Source organism: Sediminibacillus dalangtanensis (assembly GCF_017792025.1).
Lineage (GTDB): Bacteria > Bacillota > Bacilli > Bacillales > Amphibacillaceae > Sediminibacillus > Sediminibacillus dalangtanensis.
The window spans coordinates 3,603,008-3,621,299 of sequence record NZ_CP046956.1 but is presented as its reverse complement, the minus strand read 5'-3'; the positions used below and the strand labels follow the sequence as shown (position 1 = coordinate 3,621,299).

The following is an 18,292-nucleotide window of genomic DNA, read 5'->3' as shown; positions in this document are numbered from 1 at the left end:
TTAATGATGGCAATTTGCTTTTCTTCTGTTTGAATACGAGTGCTTATCAATGTAAAGCGTAGTGTATCTCGCAGCGGTAGCTCCATGTACCGCGTTATCGCTTCGCTTTTAACTTTTTCGGAGACCTTTTTTCACCAAAAGACTAGCGATTAAGCAGAATGCCGTGCTTGACTAAAACAGCTTTGATTGCCGTATAGCTGATAGCAGGATCTATCCTTTCTTTGATAGGCTTCAGTTTTGGTTCATCCAGCTCCTTGCGGGCGGCAAGCACTTCTTCTTCTTCCGATTTTGTAAACAGCCTGTCCCAATCTAGCGGATTGGCCTCTGCATAGGCCTTGAATAAATGATTGGCGGCCGTCTGCTCGGTGATGTCGCGGGAAGATGCAATCTCTGCCAGGGTAGAGCCATCCATGAATAACTGATAGCTTACGAGGTGACTCGGTCTGTCATCTGCCTTCTCTCGTTTTTCCAGAATCCCTTGGCTCGAAACGACAGAGGTTTTCTCCGGTTGTTTTTTCTCCACTTTATCGGCCCACGGCAAAATTGCTTCAAGAAAAGGCACGCCATACTGTTCGAACTTTTTCTCCCCTACTCCTTTTACACGGAGCATCTCTTCTTTTGTTTGCGGGAAGTGACGGGCCATCTCCTTTAATGTTGCATCAGAAAACAGAACATAGGGTGGTACTTTCTCTTCTATCGCTATCTGCTTGCGCAACTGCCGAAGCTCCTCGAACAAGGCTTCGTGGTAATCGGCTGCAGCCGTACTTCTGGCAAAACCGGTTTGAACCCATACTTGCTTACGGCCTTGCAGTACTTCTTTTGCTTGTTTGGTCAGCTTTAGAATTGGATAGCGGTCGTCCCCTGTAGAAAGAATATTTTCTGCCACAAGAAAGTGAATGAAATTGGTCAATTCCTTTTCGGTATATTGGGACATCAGTCCATAAGTCGACAGCTGATCAAATTGAAAGTCCTTTACTTTTTTATCTCTCGAGCCTTTCAGCACTTTGGCTGTTAATCCGGCACCGAACCTTTCGTCCATGCGCTTAATGCAGGACAGGACCATCTGGGCTTCTCTTGTCATGTCTTCCCGATTGTCGCTGTTGAGACAATTGCTGCATTTGCCGCAGTCGTCCACGGCGGAATAATCATTGAAATAATGCAGGATGTACGTTTGCAGGCAACTATGGGTATGACAATAATTGACCATTGCCTGCAGTTTTTTATACTCTTTTGTTTTCTTGTCTTCTTCCATCAGGGATTGCTCGATGAGAAATTTTTGCAGCTGGATATCCTGGCCGGAGAAAAGCAGGATACAATCGCTAGGTTCTCCATCCCTGCCTGCTCTGCCTGCTTCCTGATAATAGGACTCGATATTCATCGGCAGTGCATAGTGAATCACATAGCGAACGTTCGATTTATCGATCCCCATGCCAAATGCATTAGTGGCAACAATGATCGTTTTTTCATCTTGAATAAAAGCATTCTGCGCCTGTTTCCGGTCCTGTTCGGAAAGACCGGCATGATATTTGGCGGCCGCATACCCTTTGCTTTCGAGCAGCTGATGGACCGTATCGGTTTGTTTTCTAGTTGATGTGTAAATGATTCCTGACTCTGCCGGACGCTCCTTCAGGTAATCAAGCACAAAGTCACGTTTACTGCTGCCCTTGACGATATGAAAAGAAAGATTATCTCTGGCAAAACCCGTATTGATAACATGTTCGTCTTCGATGTTCAGAAGTCTGCGGATATCATAGTTCACCTCATCGGTAGCAGTGGCAGTCAAGGCAACAATTACCGGAAGATTAGGCAGCTTGGCCAAAGTGGGCACGATTGATCGATAGCTGGGACGGAAATCGTGTCCCCATTGAGAAATACAGTGAGCTTCATCGAAGGCAATCAAGGACAGGTTGATCGATTTGATTGATTCGATAAACGTAGGTGATTCAAATCGCTCGGGTGCTGCATAAACGAATTTGTAACGGCCGGCCCGCAGCTGCTGCATACGTTCCTGGAATTCTTCAGAGCTTAACGTGCTGTTAATATAGGTGGCGGGGATACCGAGTGAGGACAAGGCATCCACTTGGTCTTTCATCAGCGAGATCAATGGCGAAACGACAATGGCGGTTCCCTCAAGGGCGAGCCCGGGAATTTGATAACAAAGTGATTTTCCACCGCCTGTCGGCATAATGGCGAGCGCGTTTTTTTGACTGGTCACGTACTCGATCACAGCTTGCTGGCCAGGCCGGAAGCTTGGAAAACCAAAGTATTCTTCAAGTATGTGTTGGGCTTTTTCCATTATCATGGTGTTCATCCTTTTCTTTAAGTTCCAAATTGAAATAATCAATACTACTATCCTATCACGATTCTGGACGGACGAGAATTGCCTAACTTTAAATATTTCCGTATCCATCATGTTTAAATTTGCCATTAAAAGGGGAGAAGTTGTCAACATGGTTATAAAAAAAGAGCATAGAAAGATGAGTTTTAAAAACATCAACCTAAATCAGTACAACTGGAAGATGGTCCCTGGGTCTTCGTACAAATACTGCTTATAAATGGAGAGGAACTTTTTGGGGAATGACTAACGGAAAATTCGCTGGCAACACAAGAAGGTCTTGATAAAAAAATAGGGCTGTCCTTGCAGGCGGACAGCCCTATTTGTTATCTGATTATTTATCAAGACTTTGTGCATGTTTTGTCGCTTTTTAAGCTAAATGTTACATGTAAGCAACAACCCTTTACAAAACAGTGTTTCTCAACGGTGATCGATAAATCCGCCAATCGATGCGCCGATAACGGCAGGTAGCAGCCAGCCAAGACCGACAGAGAAAAGAGGAAGCTGTTCGATCCACGGTTGGAAGGCATTCATTTCCAGTCCGAACTCGGTCAGACCCTGGTAGACGCTGACAACAGCTGTCAGCAGGATAGCACCTCGATATACGAGCACCGAACCTTCAAACCACTTGTTCAGAAAGGTAAGCAGCACTAAAACGATGGCAATCGGATAAATGGCGACCAGTACAGGAACAGAAATGGCAATAATTTGATTTAGCCCAAGGTTGGCAATCAAAAAACTAACGATGCTTACCATGGCTGCAATTTGCTTGTACGAAAATCGAGTAGTCTTGGTGAAATACTGAGCGCAGGCAACGGTCAAACCGATGGATGTCGTGAAACAAGCAAGTGCTACAATGATTCCAAGTAGTAGAAGTCCAAAATTTCCAAATACCAATTGGGTAGCACTGGATAATATCTGACCGCCGTTATCGAAATTGCCTTGTGCTGCCATTTTGGCGCCAATCCATCCAAGCGAACCATATACAAGTGTCAGGGCAGCCCCGGATATCATACCTGCTTTTAAAGTGGAGCCCACCAATGCTTTTTTGCTCTGGATACCATTGTCCTTAAAGGCGGTTACGACAATGATGCCAAATGCCAGTGCAGCAATCGCATCCATGGTTAAATATCCTTCCACAAAGCCGCTGAAAAATGGGGCTGTATGGTATTTCTCGCTCGGCGTGCTGGATGGAGATTGCAGGACAAAAAAGCTGCCGATGCAAAGCGCCGCTACGGCAATCAATAAGGCAGGTGTCAACCATTGTCCGATTCGATCGACTAGTTTGGAAGGGTTAAGACTGAACCAATAAACCAATCCGAAAAAAACAACCGTGAATAGGACCAGTATCAAGGTGCGATTTGCGCAAGCCTGTACAGATGGAAGGACACCCATTTCAAAAGCTACATTGGCAGCTCTTGGGATGCCGAAAAACGGCCCGATGGCCAAATAAATGACCGAGGTAAACAACAGGCCGAAAAATGGGTGTACCTTGCTTCCCAATTCGGATGTTTGATCCCTGATAAGGGCGATTGCAACGATTGCAAGGATAGGCAGCCCAACCCCGGTTAAGATAAAACCAATCATGGCAGGCCAAAAGGAAGTACCTGCCTCCAACCCTAAGGTAGGAGGATAAATTAAGTTTCCTGCCCCGAAAAACAGGGCAAATAGCATAAAACCGATTAAAAATGTCTGTTTTACCAAGCTGCATTCCTCCGTAAGCAGGCTCTTACCAAATGAACTAGCTGTATCATCAATAAAAACGTTGCATTTTTTTGAAATATGAAAAAGCAGAACTATACTACCAACGGGATAGCCATTTGTCAATGATACATGGAATAACAAACATAAAGGCGACAGAACAGAAGCACTTCCATTTCATGCGGAAATCGGCGTCTGGCAAACAAACCGTTTTACAAGGACAACAAGCCACTTTACACTATGAGATATCATTTTCCATCGTACGATTTTAATGCAGAAAGGGGTAGAAGTGACATGAGCGATTCCCTTTTATTAGAGATAATGTTGATTGGAGCGCTGGGCGTCGGTTCTCAATGGTTTTCCTGGCACTACCGTCTTCCCGCCATTGTGGTCATGTCGGTAGCAGGATTATTAGTAGGACCGACGCTGGGTTTAATAAATCCAAATGAGGATTTTGGAGATCTATACCGGCCGATTGTATCTGTGGCCGTAGCAATCATTCTGTTCGAAGGAAGTTTGAATCTTCGTTTACAAGATATTAGAGGACTTGGACGGCCTGTTTTCCGAATTGTCACTTTTGGTGCTTTTTTAGCTTGGATGTTGGGCTCGTTGACAGCGCACTATGTTGCTGGTTTATCCTGGGCTGTGTCGTTTGTAATCGGCGGAGTATTCATCGTAACTGGTCCCACTGTCATCCTGCCGTTACTGCGGCAGTCGAAACTGAAACCGAGACCCGCAAAAATTTTAAAATGGGAAGGAATCATCGTCGATCCAATCGGTCCACTCCTTGCGATTTTTGCACTGGAAGTCATTCTGGTTCTCACCAATGCAGGTTACAGTCTATTATCCTTGTTTTTATTCCTTCTGGCATCACTGTTCGCTGTCATTCTCGGCTGGGCGTTCGGCAGAGGCATCGGCTGGATGTTCGAAACTGGTCATGTACCGGAATATTTAAAATCTCCTCTCGTTTTTGCAGCAGTAATCGCCTGTTTCACGATAGCCGATGAAATTACGCATGAGACAGGTCTGCTGGCAGTAACTGCCATGGGGATGACACTGGCTAACATCCGCATCTCGTCCATTCAGGATATGCGGCACTTCAAAGAAAATATCTCGATTTTGTTGATTTCAACGATTTTCATTATGCTTACAGCTTCACTGACGAGAGAAACGCTTCTGCAGATATTTCGGCCGGAAATCATCGGATACGTCCTGTTGATGTTGTTTATCGTCCGTCCGCTGTCGATTTTCTTATCGACGATTCGAACAGATTTATCTAAGTCAGAAAAGCTGCTTGTTGGCTGGATTGCACCGAGAGGGATTGTAGCGCTCACTGTTTCAGGCTACTTTGCCTCCATTTTATATGATGAAGGCTATCAGGATGCGGCGCTGGTGACCTCGATTACCTTTGCATTAGTATTTTTTACAGTTGTCGCCCATGGGTTTTCTATCGGCTGGCTGGCCGGGAAACTGAATCTTTCTGCGGAAGGACGTCCTGGAACAATGATAATTGGAAGCAACAGCTTTACCGTTGCCTTGGCTAAAATTCTTAAGGAAATGGACATCCCGGCGATTGTGTCTGACTCCTCCTGGCAGCGGCTTTCAAAAGCGCGGAATGCCGGAGTCACCTTTCATCACGGGGAAATTTTGTCGGAGCAGACGGATTACCGGATTGATATGACACCATACGATTATTTGATTTCGGCGACCGAATTCGATTCTTATAATGCTTTGGTTGCTACGGCGTTTGTCCCGGCGTTCGGTCGCAATAATGTCTTTAAACTGAGTATTCAAACAGAACGCGGAGATCATGTGGAAGACTTGGACCCTACAATAGCAGGACGGGTTTTGTTTTCGGAAGGAATTTCATTGGAAGGGTTATGCGGCAAGATAGATGAAGGCTATGTGATGAGAAAGACGAACATTACTGAGCAGTACACATACCCAGCCTATCTTGATGACCGTGTCCATGGCACCATTTTGTTGTTTGTCCTGCGCGTCTCTGGGAACGTGGAGTATTATACGAATGAAATAAAATTAAAAGCAGAACCTGGAGATGTAGTAGTCAGTCTGACGCCACCCAGCAAGGAAGTAAATAAAATAAAAGCCAAGCTCGACCAACAGCACGAGGAGCAAAACAATCAGTAAGCAAGGGTACCCTAATCAATCTTTTTCAGTAAAAAACAGTAACGATACACCAAGTAGCAGCCCAATTGGCCATCTAATAGGGCTGCTACTTTTCATGGCACCATGTATGCTAATGTTTGTTCGATCAACCTTTTACGCTTCTAATTCATCCAGTTGCTTGTTCAGACTGGCTAGTTCTTGTTCCATATCAGCCAGTTGTCTTTCCGCATTGGCAGTATTTCCTCCGACAGAGTCAAGTTTCTCCAAGTCGGCTTGAATCCGCATATAATCAGATTTTAATTCACTGATCCGGTTTTCGATTTCTTTTTTTGTCATGTATACCACTCCCTTTAATAAAACTGTATGCCAGCAAGTAGTCTTCGTCAACCAGCAGGCTTTGTAAATAAATAGTAGAAAGTACCTCGGGGATAGGTTAAACTACTAAAAAGAGTGAGAGGGGGAACAGGGATGGAAGTCTTGCAGACAGAAGATGTTCGTGATTTTTTTGAACAGGCAGCATCCTTATTGGTAGCAAAAGAAGCCTGCAACAATCTTGGATTGGGGATTCTGAACAGGATGATGGAAAAAGGAAGTGCAGCACAAGGTTCAGCCCAGCCATATTTGGGGCTGGTCAAAGAAGCAGGAAAACCGGTATATGTTTTTCTTCAAACACCGCCGCACAATCTGATTCTTCCCGATATCGACACGAGCCGTCCGGAAATATTTAGTCTTATTGCCCGACACCTTTACCACCAGGGCATTCACTTTCCTGGTGTGGTGGGCCCTGTTGAAGCAGTTCGGCCTTTTGGAGCCAAATGGGAGCAACTAACTGGAAAAAAAGCAGAAGTGGAAATGAAACAGCTTATTTACCGGCTTGATGAGGTGAATCCGTTAGAAACAGAAGGCGGCAGTCTTACCCTTGCAGATGAAAAGGAGGAGGCGTTGATCAAAGCCTGGCTGGTCGGCTTTGGGAAAGAAGCAAAAGTAGCAATGGACGAGGTGCGGGCAGGTGAAATGGCCAAGGATTTCATTGCATCTCGATCCGTCTATCTATGGGTGGTGGATGGCCGCCCCGTATCGATGGCTAATCAATCAAGAAAGACGAAAAACGGCGTCACCATCAATGCGGTTTATACACCGGGTGCTTATAAGCGGAATGGGTATGCCACGGCACTTGTTGCCGCCCTCTCCCAGAAACTGCTCGATGACGGAAATCTGTTTTGCAGTTTGTACACGGATGAGGCGAACCCAACTTCCAATGGAATATATCAAAAGATCGGCTACCAAGTTGTCGGCGAGTCTATCATGTATAGCTTCGTTAAAAAGTCCACGCTGTCGTGTTGATTCCAAACAGGTTGTTAACATAGGTAGGAATTGATGTGCGCGGGCAAAAAGAGGATCAATAGAATAGAGGTTTCAGAAGCAGGAGCAAATCGCCCACCTAAAAGGATCCGCCCAAAAGTTTTAAAACGGCTTATGGGGCGGGTCCTTTCTACTGTTCACCGAAAAGCTTTAGTTCTGGTTTGTGAACGAAAAACCAAATGCAGATAGCATGAAGGTCAAAAAGTGGCATTCTATATGGCAAAAAATCTTCACTCGCTCTCCGGTGGATAGGAGAAAGGACGCCCATCCAGTTCTGATTTAAGCGGCATCCTGAGGCGTTTCTTGTTTTTTCTGTGCGTGGAATGGGTATAGGAAGTCCCTTTTTCGATTGATATGCCCAGAGTCCTAGAAAAATGGTAAGCCTTGATCTGAAGCCTGATTTGGTTAGTGTTGCAATCGGATGCAATTTTCTGTGTAGTTAGAATTTTAAAGCATTTACTATCTTATCCAAGCAAATATAAACATCTTAGAGATATAAAAGAATAAGCTGGTTATATGGTGTATGACTCGATTTAATCAGAATATTCATAGATTGAAGAATGTAAATATTAGGTATAAAGTTATATATATGCCTATAGGCACTCCAAGCATTTCTCCGAAATTGTGCTTCATTTCTTTTATCCGCAGTGGAGGTGATTCTGCTCACGTGATATTCAGCTGAAGGTGAAATCCATACGGATAACAAGAATTTTTACTTACTAATAAGCGTCTGCTCAAGTGCACAGCAAATGCTTTTTTTACTTAAGAAATTCAGGGAGGTTTAATTAGTTAATGAAAAAATACTTATCGGGTCTAGTACTAGGTTTAGTGTTGATTTTTGCATTGGCAGCATGTGGCTCTGACGACAGCAGTGACGGAGATGCCAGTGGTAATGAAGGAGACGGCGGCAAGCTGGCCGAACTTCAGGATGCAGGTAAAGTAACCATCGGTTTTGCCAATGAAAAGCCTTACGCTTATGAGGAAGATGGAGAATTAAAAGGGGAAGCCGTAGCCATCGCTAAAGAAGTATTTAAAAATCTTGGTATAGATGAAGTAGAAGGACAGCTTGCTGATTTCAGCCAGTTGATTCCAGGCTTGCAGGCAGGTAAGTTCGATGTAGCGACTGCCGGTATGGCTATCACGCCTGAACGATGTGAAAATGCCGACTTTGGAGAACCGGAAATTAAATATGGGGAAGGCCTCATCGTCGAAAAAGGCAACCCTCACAATATTACCAGTTATAAGGACATAGCGGACAATGAGGACATTACCGTCTCTGTTATGTCAGGTGCTACGGAAATCGACTTTCTGCAGCAGGAAGGTGTAAGCGAAGATCAGATTTCGGAAGCCCCGGATATTCCGGCAACGTTCTCTGCTGTTGAATCTGGACGTGCCCAGGCAACCACTGGTACGGAAATGACGATTAAAATGGCGCTGGAATCTGCCGACACAGATGCACTGGAATTCGTGGAAGGCTTTGAACAGCCGGATATCGATGGCGTGCCAAGCTATGGTGCAGCAGTTTTCCATCCTGATAATGATGACTTGAGAGAAGCTTACAACGAAGAATTACAAAAATTAAAAGACAACGGCGAAATTGCCGGTTTGATTGAACCATTCGGTTTTTCTGAAGAAAGTAATGTCATTACCGAAGACATTACGACCGAAGAGCTTTGTCAAGGATAATAGGGGAGAAAAAATAATGTAAAGCAGGCCCCCTCATGTCAGGGGGCCTGCTTTTCCCGGTAAAGAAAGGGTGAATCCGCATTAGTGATCTTACTGAAATCTTCTCCGTATTAATGAAGGGGATCAACATAACGATAACTGTACTGATCGCTTCGGCGATATTATCATACTTAGTCGCCTTTATCGCTGGGTTCGGCAGGTTGTCGAATAATATTTTTATAAGGAAATTCACCGGTTTCTATGTAGAGGTCTTCCGGGGAACATCCTTGATTGTCCAGTTATTCTGGTTTTACTATGCACTTCCAGGACTTTTTGATATTCAATTGTCCAGTGATTTTTGGGCAGCGGTGATCGCTATCGCAATGAATTATGGTGCCTATATGTCTGAGATTGTCCGCGGCTCGATTCTTTCCGTTGCCAAAGGACAGAGAGAAGCTGCTACAGCTTTGAATATGTCCAGATTTCAACGTATGCGGCTTGTTATCTTACCACAAGCAGTACGGATGATGCTTCCTGAATTTGGTAACTATCTGATTCAGATGCTAAAGGCTACGTCTCTGGTTTCCCTGGTAGGATTGACAGATATCCTTTATCATGGCGACATATTCAGAAGTACGCACCTGTCACTGGCGCCGACTGTGTATATTCTGATTCTGATCTTTTACTTCATTTTAGCGCTTCCGTTGATTTGGCTGACTCGTTGGGCAGAAAAACAATCATCGAAGGGAGTGGCTAGTGAATGACTTGGAATTGGAACTATGTAGTTGAATCGTTACCCGCTATCTTCCAGGGTATGTGGATTACACTGGGACTTACAATAGCCTGTTATCTGTTTGCCATGTTGTTTGGTTTTGTCTGGACTTTTGTACGCCGGATTCCTTGGAGGCCATTGCAAATGGCCGTTGCGTTCATCATGGAATTCATCCGTTCGACACCGCCGTTGGTCCAATTATTTTTTCTGTATTATGCATGGCCGATGGTTCCGTATGTCGGTTTGACATTGGACCCGATCACGGTGGCTATCATTGGTCTTGGTGTTCATTTTAGTACCTATATAGCTGAAATATATCGCTCAGGTATTGAGTCGATCGATAAAGGGCAATGGGAAGCGGCCACTGCATTGAACTTGTCATTAAAGGATAAATGGACGAAAATCATTTTGCCTCAGGCAATACCGCCGACAATCCCGATGCTCGGGAACTATTTGATTATCATGTTCAAGGAAGTACCGTTGACTTCCACGATTGGTGTTGCCGGAATGCTTCATGCGGCAAACAATTTTGGCTCGAAGAACTTTGCTTATTTAGAGCCGTTGACCTTAGTGGCGTTGTTCTTCCTGGTGATGAGTTATCCGACAGCCGTACTTTTCCGCAAGCTTGAACAGAGAATGAATCGCCGGTTCGACAAAAATAATCCGACAGGCAAAATAGATAAAGGAGTTGTCACGTGATGGCAAAACCAATTGCAGTATATAATGATGTCCACAAATCATTTGGAGATGTGGAAGTTTTAAAAGGAATTGATCTGGAAATCGCTCCGGCAGAAAAAGTAGCGCTAATTGGGCCGAGTGGATCCGGGAAGACCACCATCATCCGTATGCTGATGACTTTGGAACAGCCGACTTCCGGCACCATCGTCGTCGATGGCCAATACTTATGGCATATGGAAAAGAACGGGGAGCTTGTCCCGGCCAATGAGAAGCATCTGCGGCAGGTTCGCGGGGATATCGGCATGGTATTTCAGCATTTTAATCTGTTTCCGCACATGAGCATCCTGGAAAACTGCATGGTTGCTCCGATAAATGTAAAAGGGGTGCCTAAAAAGGAAGCCAGGGAGCGATCCGCGGAAATGTTGGAAAAGGTAGGACTGGGAGACAAGCTCGACGATTATCCGAGCCAGCTTTCAGGTGGTCAGAAACAGCGGGTCGCAATGGCAAGAGCATTGGTAATGCGCCCGAAAATCATGTTGTTTGACGAGGTGACCTCTGCTCTCGATCCGGAGCTGGTCGGTGAAGTATTGGAAGTCATTCGTGATATCGCCAAAGAAGGCGAAATGGCAATGGTGCTTGTTACGCATGAGATGGATTTTGCACGTGATATTGCCGACCGGGTCGTATTCCTGGACGAAGGCAGGATTGCTGAGCAGGGGACGCCTGAGCAAGTATTGGAAAACTCGAAGAGCGAACGATTGAATTCGTTTCTCAGTCGTTTTCGTTCCTGATAAAAACGGCATGGTTCCGATCAAGCACCGGAACCATGCCGTTTTTTGTTTTATCGATCTTTATAGCATCTTACTTGAATTACGGGCGAAACGGGTTTTAAGCCGATTTGTTCTAATAATCGTGTTTAAAACTAAAAGGAATGTCCGAAAAAGCTTTGTGTGAACAAGTCTTTTACTTAAAATATTTTTTGGTCTTCCTCTGGTTGTTTTTTCTGCCACTCATGATAGAAATGGGAGATGATCGTTTTTACTACCGCGTATGCAGGGATAATGAACAACAGTCCAATAAAGCCTGCGATGCTGCCTGCAGCCAGAATCAATGTAATAATCGTCAAGGGATGAAGCGACAAAACTTTCCCCATCACGTTCGGTGAAATCAAATTGCTTTCAATTTGCTGCGCTATCACCATCACCAGTATCGCCCACACAGCCATCATCGGATCCTGGAAGAAGGCAACCAGTACAGCGGGAACGGCTGATAAAAAGGGACCGACGAACGGAATAAAATTCATGATCAGCCCAAACAACGCCAAGGTAAGCGAATAGGGCAGATGGATGACTAAATAGCCGATATATAACATGAAGCCGACACAAACACTGACAATGAACTGTCCCTGTATAAAAGAAGCCAGTGTATGGTTGATACTGTCGGCTAAACGCCTGAAGCTTTCTGCTCTATTTGTGCTTAAGAACTGGGAGACGAAGGGCACAAACTTGTGGCCATCTTTCAACATAAAGAACAGGAAGAACGGGATCAGTACAAAGGCGAATAAGAACCCGAACAACTGTCCGAGAAAATCAATCAAGAATCCAACAAAATTTTGGGCATAATCATTTAAATTGTTGGTGATATTTTCGATCGTGGTGTCTATTTGACTTGGAATCATATCCTGATTGTCTCGCCAGTTATCGATCAATTTTTCGCCGCTCTCAACCATTTTCGGTATGTTATCAGTAAGTCTGGTGAATTGCTCCTGCACAATCGGTGCAATAAAGTTGGATGTTAAGTAAATGACGCCGATGATGAGAAGGAATACGATGATAATTGCCAGGATCCTATTGATCCGCATTTGCTCCAATCTGCGTACCAGCGGCATTGTAATGTAGTAGAGCAGTCCCGCTCCGATAATCGGTACAGCAATCGAAAGCAGGTAGGCTCCTACAGGTGCAAAGATGAATTTGGTAATCGAAATCAAGTAGACGAGCATGAAGATCAGGATAGCTACAATCAAACCCTGAACCCATTTTTTCTGGAAGATTGACAAGTGCGACCACAACCTTATAAAGTGTTTTTCCCTATTATATAATAAATTGGTTAAAGAAAAGAGAGAACGGAAAAAATTTTACTAGATTTATTTTGAAGTCCAGCTCATCGAAACGACAAAATAATTTTCTCAAGGCTTCTCTCTATCCTGAACAGAATGACTGTTAAGCACAACCGGAGGGGATCATCCATTATTTTACAGTGCTTTTCGATGAAAGAATGCATAAACCCTTTGAAAACCGGGTATGTATTTTTCATGGATAAATAGAGGAAATCAATATTTTATGGTAAGCTTTTTTTAGTAATCGGTATTTATCGTGAAGGAGGATATATATGTCTTGGAAAACTACATACAACAAATGGTCAGCCTTTCCGGAGCTTGATCCAGCTTTAAAAAAACAACTCGAAGAAATGCAGGGATCAGAGAAAGAGCTAGAGGATGCTTTTTATAAAGAATTGACATTTGGTACCGGAGGCATGCGCGGAATGCTGGGCCCAGGTACGAATCGGATGAATATTTATACGATTCGCAAGGCGGTGGAAGGTCTCGCCAACTATGTGAAAGAAAATGTTAAGGACTATGCTGATCGAGGAGTGGCTATTGCCTATGATTCACGGTATAAATCACAGGAATTTGCTGTCGAGTCTGCCAGAGTTCTAGGAGCTCACGGCATTAAAGCACATGTGTACGAATCACTTCGTCCGACGCCGGTGTTATCTTTTGCCGTACGGCATTTACAAGCTGCAGCTGGTATCATGATAACGGCCAGCCACAATCCACCGGAATATAATGGCTTTAAGGTATACAATGAAGATGGCGGTCAGATGCCTCCTGCAGAAGCGGCAGAAGTGATCACCAATGTGCAGAAAGTCGACAATGAACTAGAAATCCCGGTCGCAAGCCAGCAGGAAATAGAGCAGCAAGGCCTGCTTAATTGGATCGGCAAGGAAGTGGATGCTGCCTACTTAGAGCAACTGAAAACCATCTCCCATATGAGTCCGGAGAAACACGCTAACGATAATTCGCTGCAAATTGTGTTCACACCCCTGCATGGCACCGCCCATGACATGGTGCTGAATGGATTACAGCAACTGGGCTTTAAACACGTCCACGTTGTTGAAGAGCAAGCGAAGCCAGATCCGGAATTTTCAACCGTCGATTCACCAAATCCGGAAGAACATCAAGCGTTCACATTAGCCATTCAGCAAGGAAAGCAACGGGATGCCGATATTCTTGTCGGAACCGACCCTGATGCAGACAGACTAGGTGTTGCCGTCAAAGATGGCAACGGTTCTTACCAAGTGTTGACTGGTAACCAGCTTGGCACATTGATGCTCGATTATTTGCTATCTCATACCAGTGAGTCCGACAGACAGAATGGCAAACTGATCAAAACGATTGTCACCACGGAGCTCGGCAGGACAGTAGCCAGACACTACGGTGTAGAAACAATCGATACATTGACAGGCTTCAAATACATTGGGGAAAAAATCAAAGAATTCGAGTCGACAGGGGAGTCGTTTTTGTTTGGTTATGAAGAAAGTTATGGTTACTTGATCGGCGATTTTGTCCGTGATAAAGATGCGGTTCAATCCACGATGATTGCTTGTGAAATGGCCAGCTACTGGAAGCAGAAAGGCAAGACATTGCTGGAAGCGTTGGAAGGCCTGTATGAGCAGCACGGTTTCTACTTCGAGGATATGTCATCCCTGACATTGAAAGGGAAGGATGGTGCCGAGCAAATCGCCGCGATTATGGAGGATATCAGGGAAAATCCTCTTACAGAAATCGGAGGTCTGGAAGTCATTGCGACGGAAGACTATCAAACATCGGAACGCCGCTATGTACAAACGGAAAAAACAGAGCGGATCGACCTCCCGGCGGAAAACGTCGTGAAGTACCTGCTGGCTAAAGACGGCTGGGTATGCCTTCGTCCTTCTGGTACAGAGCCGAAAATCAAGTGCTATTTCGGTGTTTCCAGTCCAAGCAGGCAAGAAAGTGAGCGGCTTCTGGAGCAATTGAAACAGCAAATGAACGAACGAATCAACTCGGTTATACATGAATAATATAATGCATAAGGAAGACAGTTCCAGGCAAGGATAATATTGTGTCCTGGAGGTCATTCCCGCCAAAGTTGGCCAGTTTTTGATAAATTAGTTGACTTTGATGATAGGGATGTTATGATATAACCATCTAAAGGGGAGTAGCTGTACAATTTAAGTCGTCATTTCGAGAGTCAATCTCCGGCTTAATTGGCAACCGACGTTGTTAGCGAGACCTTTACCACCAGGGTAAAGGTCTCTTTTTATGGTCTTTACCGGGTCACGGTGGAGGCCGTTTTTATTTGGGCCAAAAAAGCAAAACAGGAGGAGTTGTTTTAGCATTGGATCTTCAATTATTGATCGAATATGGTTGGGTACTTATCGTCTTGGTAGGATTGGAAGGTATTTTGGCTGCAGATAACGCATTAGTGTTGGCAATCATGGTCAAGCATCTACCGGAAGATAAACGAAAAAAAGCATTGTTCTACGGTTTGGCTGGTGCATTCGTCCTTCGTTTTGGTTCCTTATTCATCATTTCGTTTCTGGTCGATGTATGGCAAGTACAAGCAATTGGTGCCGCCTACTTATTATTCATAGCTATCAAGCATTTATATGATAAGTTTTCCAAGCGTGGAAACGAAGAAGAGGAAGTCGAAGCAGATGCAAAAGGAAGTGGGTTTTGGACGACGGTCCTTAAAGTGGAAATTGCCGACTTGGCTTTTGCTGTCGATTCGATTCTTGCTGCAGTAGCATTGGCGGTGGCGCTTCCTCCCACGGATCTGCCGGATATAGGGAGCTTGGACGGGGCTCAGTTCGGTGTCGTATTCGCTGGCGGGATGATAGGATTGATTATCATGCGGTTTGCCGCAAATTTGTTTGTCAAACTGCTGCATGATCGTCCTGGTTTGGAAATCGCCGCTTTTATCATTGTCGGCTGGGTAGGTGTCAAGCTTTTAATCACCGTGCTTGCGCATGATGCCATCCATATTCTGCCGCATGACTTTGCGCACTCTACTGTTTGGAAATTGATTTTCTACGGTGTGCTTGTTGCCATTGCTGTAGCCGGCTGGTTCTTATCCAGCAACAAGGAAACCGAAAAACAAGCATAAGCGTCAGATAAAGGATTGGCACAAAGCATAGAGGCCAACGCGAAAACCGAGCGATGATTCGAACGTTAAACATTCGAACTCGTTCGGTTTTTCTTTTAGATTGGCAGACCAAATCGCAGTTCAAACAACATAAAGACAATAACTATTGTCACTATGTTAATTGGTAATAATGTTAGTTTTAATGCCCTAGTGCGTAATTGTAATTCTATTTTAAATAATATAGAGTTTGTGAAATAATGTCTTAAACTAACGGAGGCAAGGTACGCAGACTTGACCGGGAAGAGCACGAGCTGAAGATCCACTTGGTAAAACGGTTTTCTTTACCAAGTTAGCTGAAGCCGTGCCTACGGAAAGCAAAGTACCTTGCAGGAGTGTTTGTTCCCATACATCAAGCCAGAATGCTTTCCTATTTCCTAAGTTCATTCGCATGCCCTTCGCTGTTTCTTCCTTAGTGTAATCAACCCTTTTTTTCAATCGGATTTATTATGCTCCCCCATTTCTTTATATTGGAGCGAATAGGCATTTTATTTCCACTTTATGCAGGAGGCGCCTTACAATAAGGACAGACTCAGCAATAGAAAGGAAGTTTGTGATGGCAACGCACTCTTTTCATTTGAAGGCAGATTGGCCTGGAGGAAGGAACACGGTTGGTCGCATCGAAGCAGGTAACCTGAAAACAAAGATATCCATTCCCCCTGAAATGGATGGACCGGGGGTGGGCACCAATCCAGATGAAATGTTGTTGGGAGCTGCAGCGACTTGTTATATCATTACACTCGGTGCGATGATTGAGCGTGCTGGTCTTCCGCTTGAGAGTATGGATCTAAATTCAGAGGGAATCGTGGATGTCACGAACGGGGTCTTTACTTATCAGAAAATCGTCCATCGTCCGTCCGTCGTCCTTAAACAAGGAAGCTCTGAAACGGAATTGGCCAAAGTCAGACAACTTGTCGAAAAGGCAGAGCAGTCTTGTATGATTTCCCGGGCGGTAATGGGAAACGTCGAATTACAGTTGGAACCGGATGTGTCTATTGCTTCCTGATTCGAGGAAAGTGATAGTGATTTTTCCATGAATGCTCAAGCAACTTTTGCTTGGGCATTTTTTATTGACCAAAAGTGGATGGCAGCTCTGCCCTATTCCGGCAGGATAAATCGACAGGGGAAAATCTCCTTTGTTCGCTCCATGAATAAGCAATATATTTATAAAACGAAACCGTTCCTATTTACAAAACGAAATCATTACGATATAATTCTTTTGGTACAATACTCAACTATATTTTCAGGGGAGGAAAATGATGAATAAAAAAGTATTATTCGGTATGCTGTTTTTCATCCTGCTGCTGGCCGGATGCGGAGCTTCTTCGGTCCAACAGGAAGAGGAAGGAAAGGATAAGTTGACAGTATATACGACCCTATATCCTTTACAAGACTTTGCCGAAAAAATCGGCGGAGATTATGTGGAAGTAGAATCAATTCTGCCGGCGGGGGCAGATGCGCATACATTTGAACCAACATCCAACACGTTGGTCGACATTGCTGAGTCGGATGCCTTTATTTACATAGGCGCTGGAATGGAATCCTATGCGGAAACGATTTCTGAAGCAGTAGAATCGGAGGATGTATCCATGGTTGAAGCTACTGATGGCGTTTCCCTGCTTGCTTCTACTCACAATCATGATCACGAAGGAGAAGCAGGCCATGATCATGATGGAGAAGAAGCACATGACCATGAGCACGAGGGAGAAGATGTCGAAGAAGATGAGGAAGAATCCGCAGACGCTGGGGTAACAGAAGCAGAGCATGACCATGGTGATTATGATCCGCATGTATGGATTGACCCTATCCGTTCAATCGACTTGGCTGAAAACATTAAGGACAGTCTCGTGGACTTGATGCCAGAACATCAACAAGCATTTGAAGACAACTTTGCTGATTTGGAGGAAAAACTGCGCGAATTAGATCAATCTTTCCATCAGACGGTGGAAAATGGGGAGAAACGGGAAATCCTTGTTTCACATGCCGCTTTTGGGTACTGGGAAGATGCTTATGGTCTTGAACAGATTGCTGTATCTGGTTTATCAACCGCCCAGGAGCCATCCCAAAAACAATTGGAAACCATTATCGAAGAATCTGAAGAACATGATTTGCAATACATTCTCTTTGAGCAAAATGTAACCCCGCGAGTCGCAGAGGTAGTCCAAAAAGAAATTGGCGCTGAAACACTTCGTGTCCATAACTTGGCCGTACTGACCGAAGAGGACATTGAAAACCAAGAAGACTATTTTAGTTTGATGGAAAAAAACCTGGAAACGATAAAAACAGCCATCCAATAATTAATGGGAGTTCGTTCGCTCCAACGGTTTAATCATCGTTACAAGAAAAGCAAACCATTTTCCCTAGTGGCTTGCTTTTCTTAATTTTATTTGAGGGTGGCGCTTGCTTGGC

14 protein-coding genes are annotated in these 18,292 nt (G+C 44.5%); 10 read left to right on the top strand and 4 right to left on the bottom strand.

What is annotated here, in order from left to right:
• Positions 1 to 142: 142 nt before the first annotated feature.
• Positions 143 to 2,302, bottom strand: coding sequence for a DNA helicase RecQ (gene recQ, locus ERJ70_RS17730; RefSeq protein WP_309507140.1), 2,160 nt, complete (start codon positions 2,300 to 2,302; stop codon positions 143 to 145).
• Between the two features lie 453 nt (positions 2,303 to 2,755).
• Positions 2,756 to 4,039: a branched-chain amino acid transport system II carrier protein gene (brnQ, locus tag ERJ70_RS17725; RefSeq protein ID WP_209366074.1), complete on the bottom strand. Its 1,284-nt coding sequence runs from the start codon at positions 4,037 to 4,039 to the stop codon at positions 2,756 to 2,758.
• A 291-nt stretch (positions 4,040 to 4,330) separates the two neighbouring features.
• Here brnQ and ERJ70_RS17720 point away from each other — a divergent pair, with 291 nt between their 5' ends.
• Entirely contained in the window at positions 4,331 to 6,184 is a 1,854-nt protein-coding gene (locus ERJ70_RS17720; RefSeq protein ID WP_209366073.1) for a cation:proton antiporter, read from the top strand.
• Between the two features lie 132 nt (positions 6,185 to 6,316).
• Here the strand turns inward: ERJ70_RS17720 and ERJ70_RS17715 are convergent, their stop codons facing one another.
• Entirely contained in the window at positions 6,317 to 6,499 is a 183-nt protein-coding gene (locus ERJ70_RS17715; protein ID WP_209366072.1) for an SE1832 family protein, read from the bottom strand.
• A 132-nt stretch (positions 6,500 to 6,631) separates the two neighbouring features.
• Between ERJ70_RS17715 and ERJ70_RS17710 the strand changes: the two genes are divergently transcribed.
• The 5 genes from ERJ70_RS17710 (at position 6,632) to ehuA (ending at position 11,431) form a co-directional block, all read left to right on the top strand.
• Positions 6,632 to 7,507, top strand: coding sequence for a GNAT family N-acetyltransferase (locus ERJ70_RS17710; protein ID WP_209366071.1), 876 nt, complete (start codon positions 6,632 to 6,634; stop codon positions 7,505 to 7,507).
• An 810-nt stretch (positions 7,508 to 8,317) separates the two neighbouring features.
• A complete protein-coding gene (ehuB, locus tag ERJ70_RS17705) occupies positions 8,318 to 9,211 on the top strand; it encodes an ectoine/hydroxyectoine ABC transporter substrate-binding protein EhuB (protein WP_209366070.1) in 894 nt (297 codons plus the stop codon).
• An 80-nt stretch (positions 9,212 to 9,291) separates the two neighbouring features.
• Complete coding sequence (gene ehuC / locus ERJ70_RS17700) at positions 9,292 to 9,954, top strand: ectoine/hydroxyectoine ABC transporter permease subunit EhuC (RefSeq protein ID WP_256439101.1); 663 nt, start codon at positions 9,292 to 9,294, stop codon at positions 9,952 to 9,954.
• Positions 9,951 to 10,661 (top strand): ectoine/hydroxyectoine ABC transporter permease subunit EhuD, encoded by a 711-nt coding sequence (ehuD, locus tag ERJ70_RS17695; RefSeq protein ID WP_209366068.1) that lies wholly within the window; start codon positions 9,951 to 9,953, stop codon positions 10,659 to 10,661. The genes ehuC and ehuD overlap by 4 nt, the downstream gene beginning before the upstream one ends.
• Complete coding sequence (ehuA, locus tag ERJ70_RS17690) at positions 10,661 to 11,431, top strand: ectoine/hydroxyectoine ABC transporter ATP-binding protein EhuA (protein WP_209366067.1); 771 nt, start codon at positions 10,661 to 10,663, stop codon at positions 11,429 to 11,431. Before ehuD ends, ehuA begins: the two co-directional genes overlap by 1 nt.
• Before the next feature lie 176 nt (positions 11,432 to 11,607).
• On the opposite strand, the gene ERJ70_RS17685 is transcribed toward ehuA, so the two are convergent.
• Positions 11,608 to 12,663, bottom strand: a complete 1,056-nt coding sequence (locus ERJ70_RS17685; RefSeq protein WP_309507138.1) for an AI-2E family transporter — start codon at positions 12,661 to 12,663, stop codon at positions 11,608 to 11,610.
• A 365-nt stretch (positions 12,664 to 13,028) separates the two neighbouring features.
• On the opposite strand from ERJ70_RS17685, the gene ERJ70_RS17680 reads away from it, so the two are divergent.
• From ERJ70_RS17680 to ERJ70_RS17665, 4 genes are all read left to right on the top strand, one after another.
• Complete coding sequence (locus ERJ70_RS17680) at positions 13,029 to 14,762, top strand: phospho-sugar mutase (protein WP_209366066.1); 1,734 nt, start codon at positions 13,029 to 13,031, stop codon at positions 14,760 to 14,762.
• Between the two features lie 278 nt (positions 14,763 to 15,040).
• Positions 15,041 to 15,847, top strand: a complete 807-nt coding sequence (locus ERJ70_RS17675; protein ID WP_374099738.1) for a TerC family protein — start codon at positions 15,041 to 15,043, stop codon at positions 15,845 to 15,847.
• A gap of 592 nt (positions 15,848 to 16,439) precedes the next feature.
• Positions 16,440 to 16,889: an OsmC family protein gene (locus ERJ70_RS17670; protein WP_209366064.1), complete on the top strand. Its 450-nt coding sequence runs from the start codon at positions 16,440 to 16,442 to the stop codon at positions 16,887 to 16,889.
• Between the two features lie 253 nt (positions 16,890 to 17,142).
• Positions 17,143 to 18,180 (top strand): metal ABC transporter solute-binding protein, Zn/Mn family, encoded by a 1,038-nt coding sequence (locus tag ERJ70_RS17665; RefSeq protein ID WP_245208051.1) that lies wholly within the window; start codon positions 17,143 to 17,145, stop codon positions 18,178 to 18,180.
• The last annotated feature ends 112 nt before the right edge of the window (positions 18,181 to 18,292 follow it).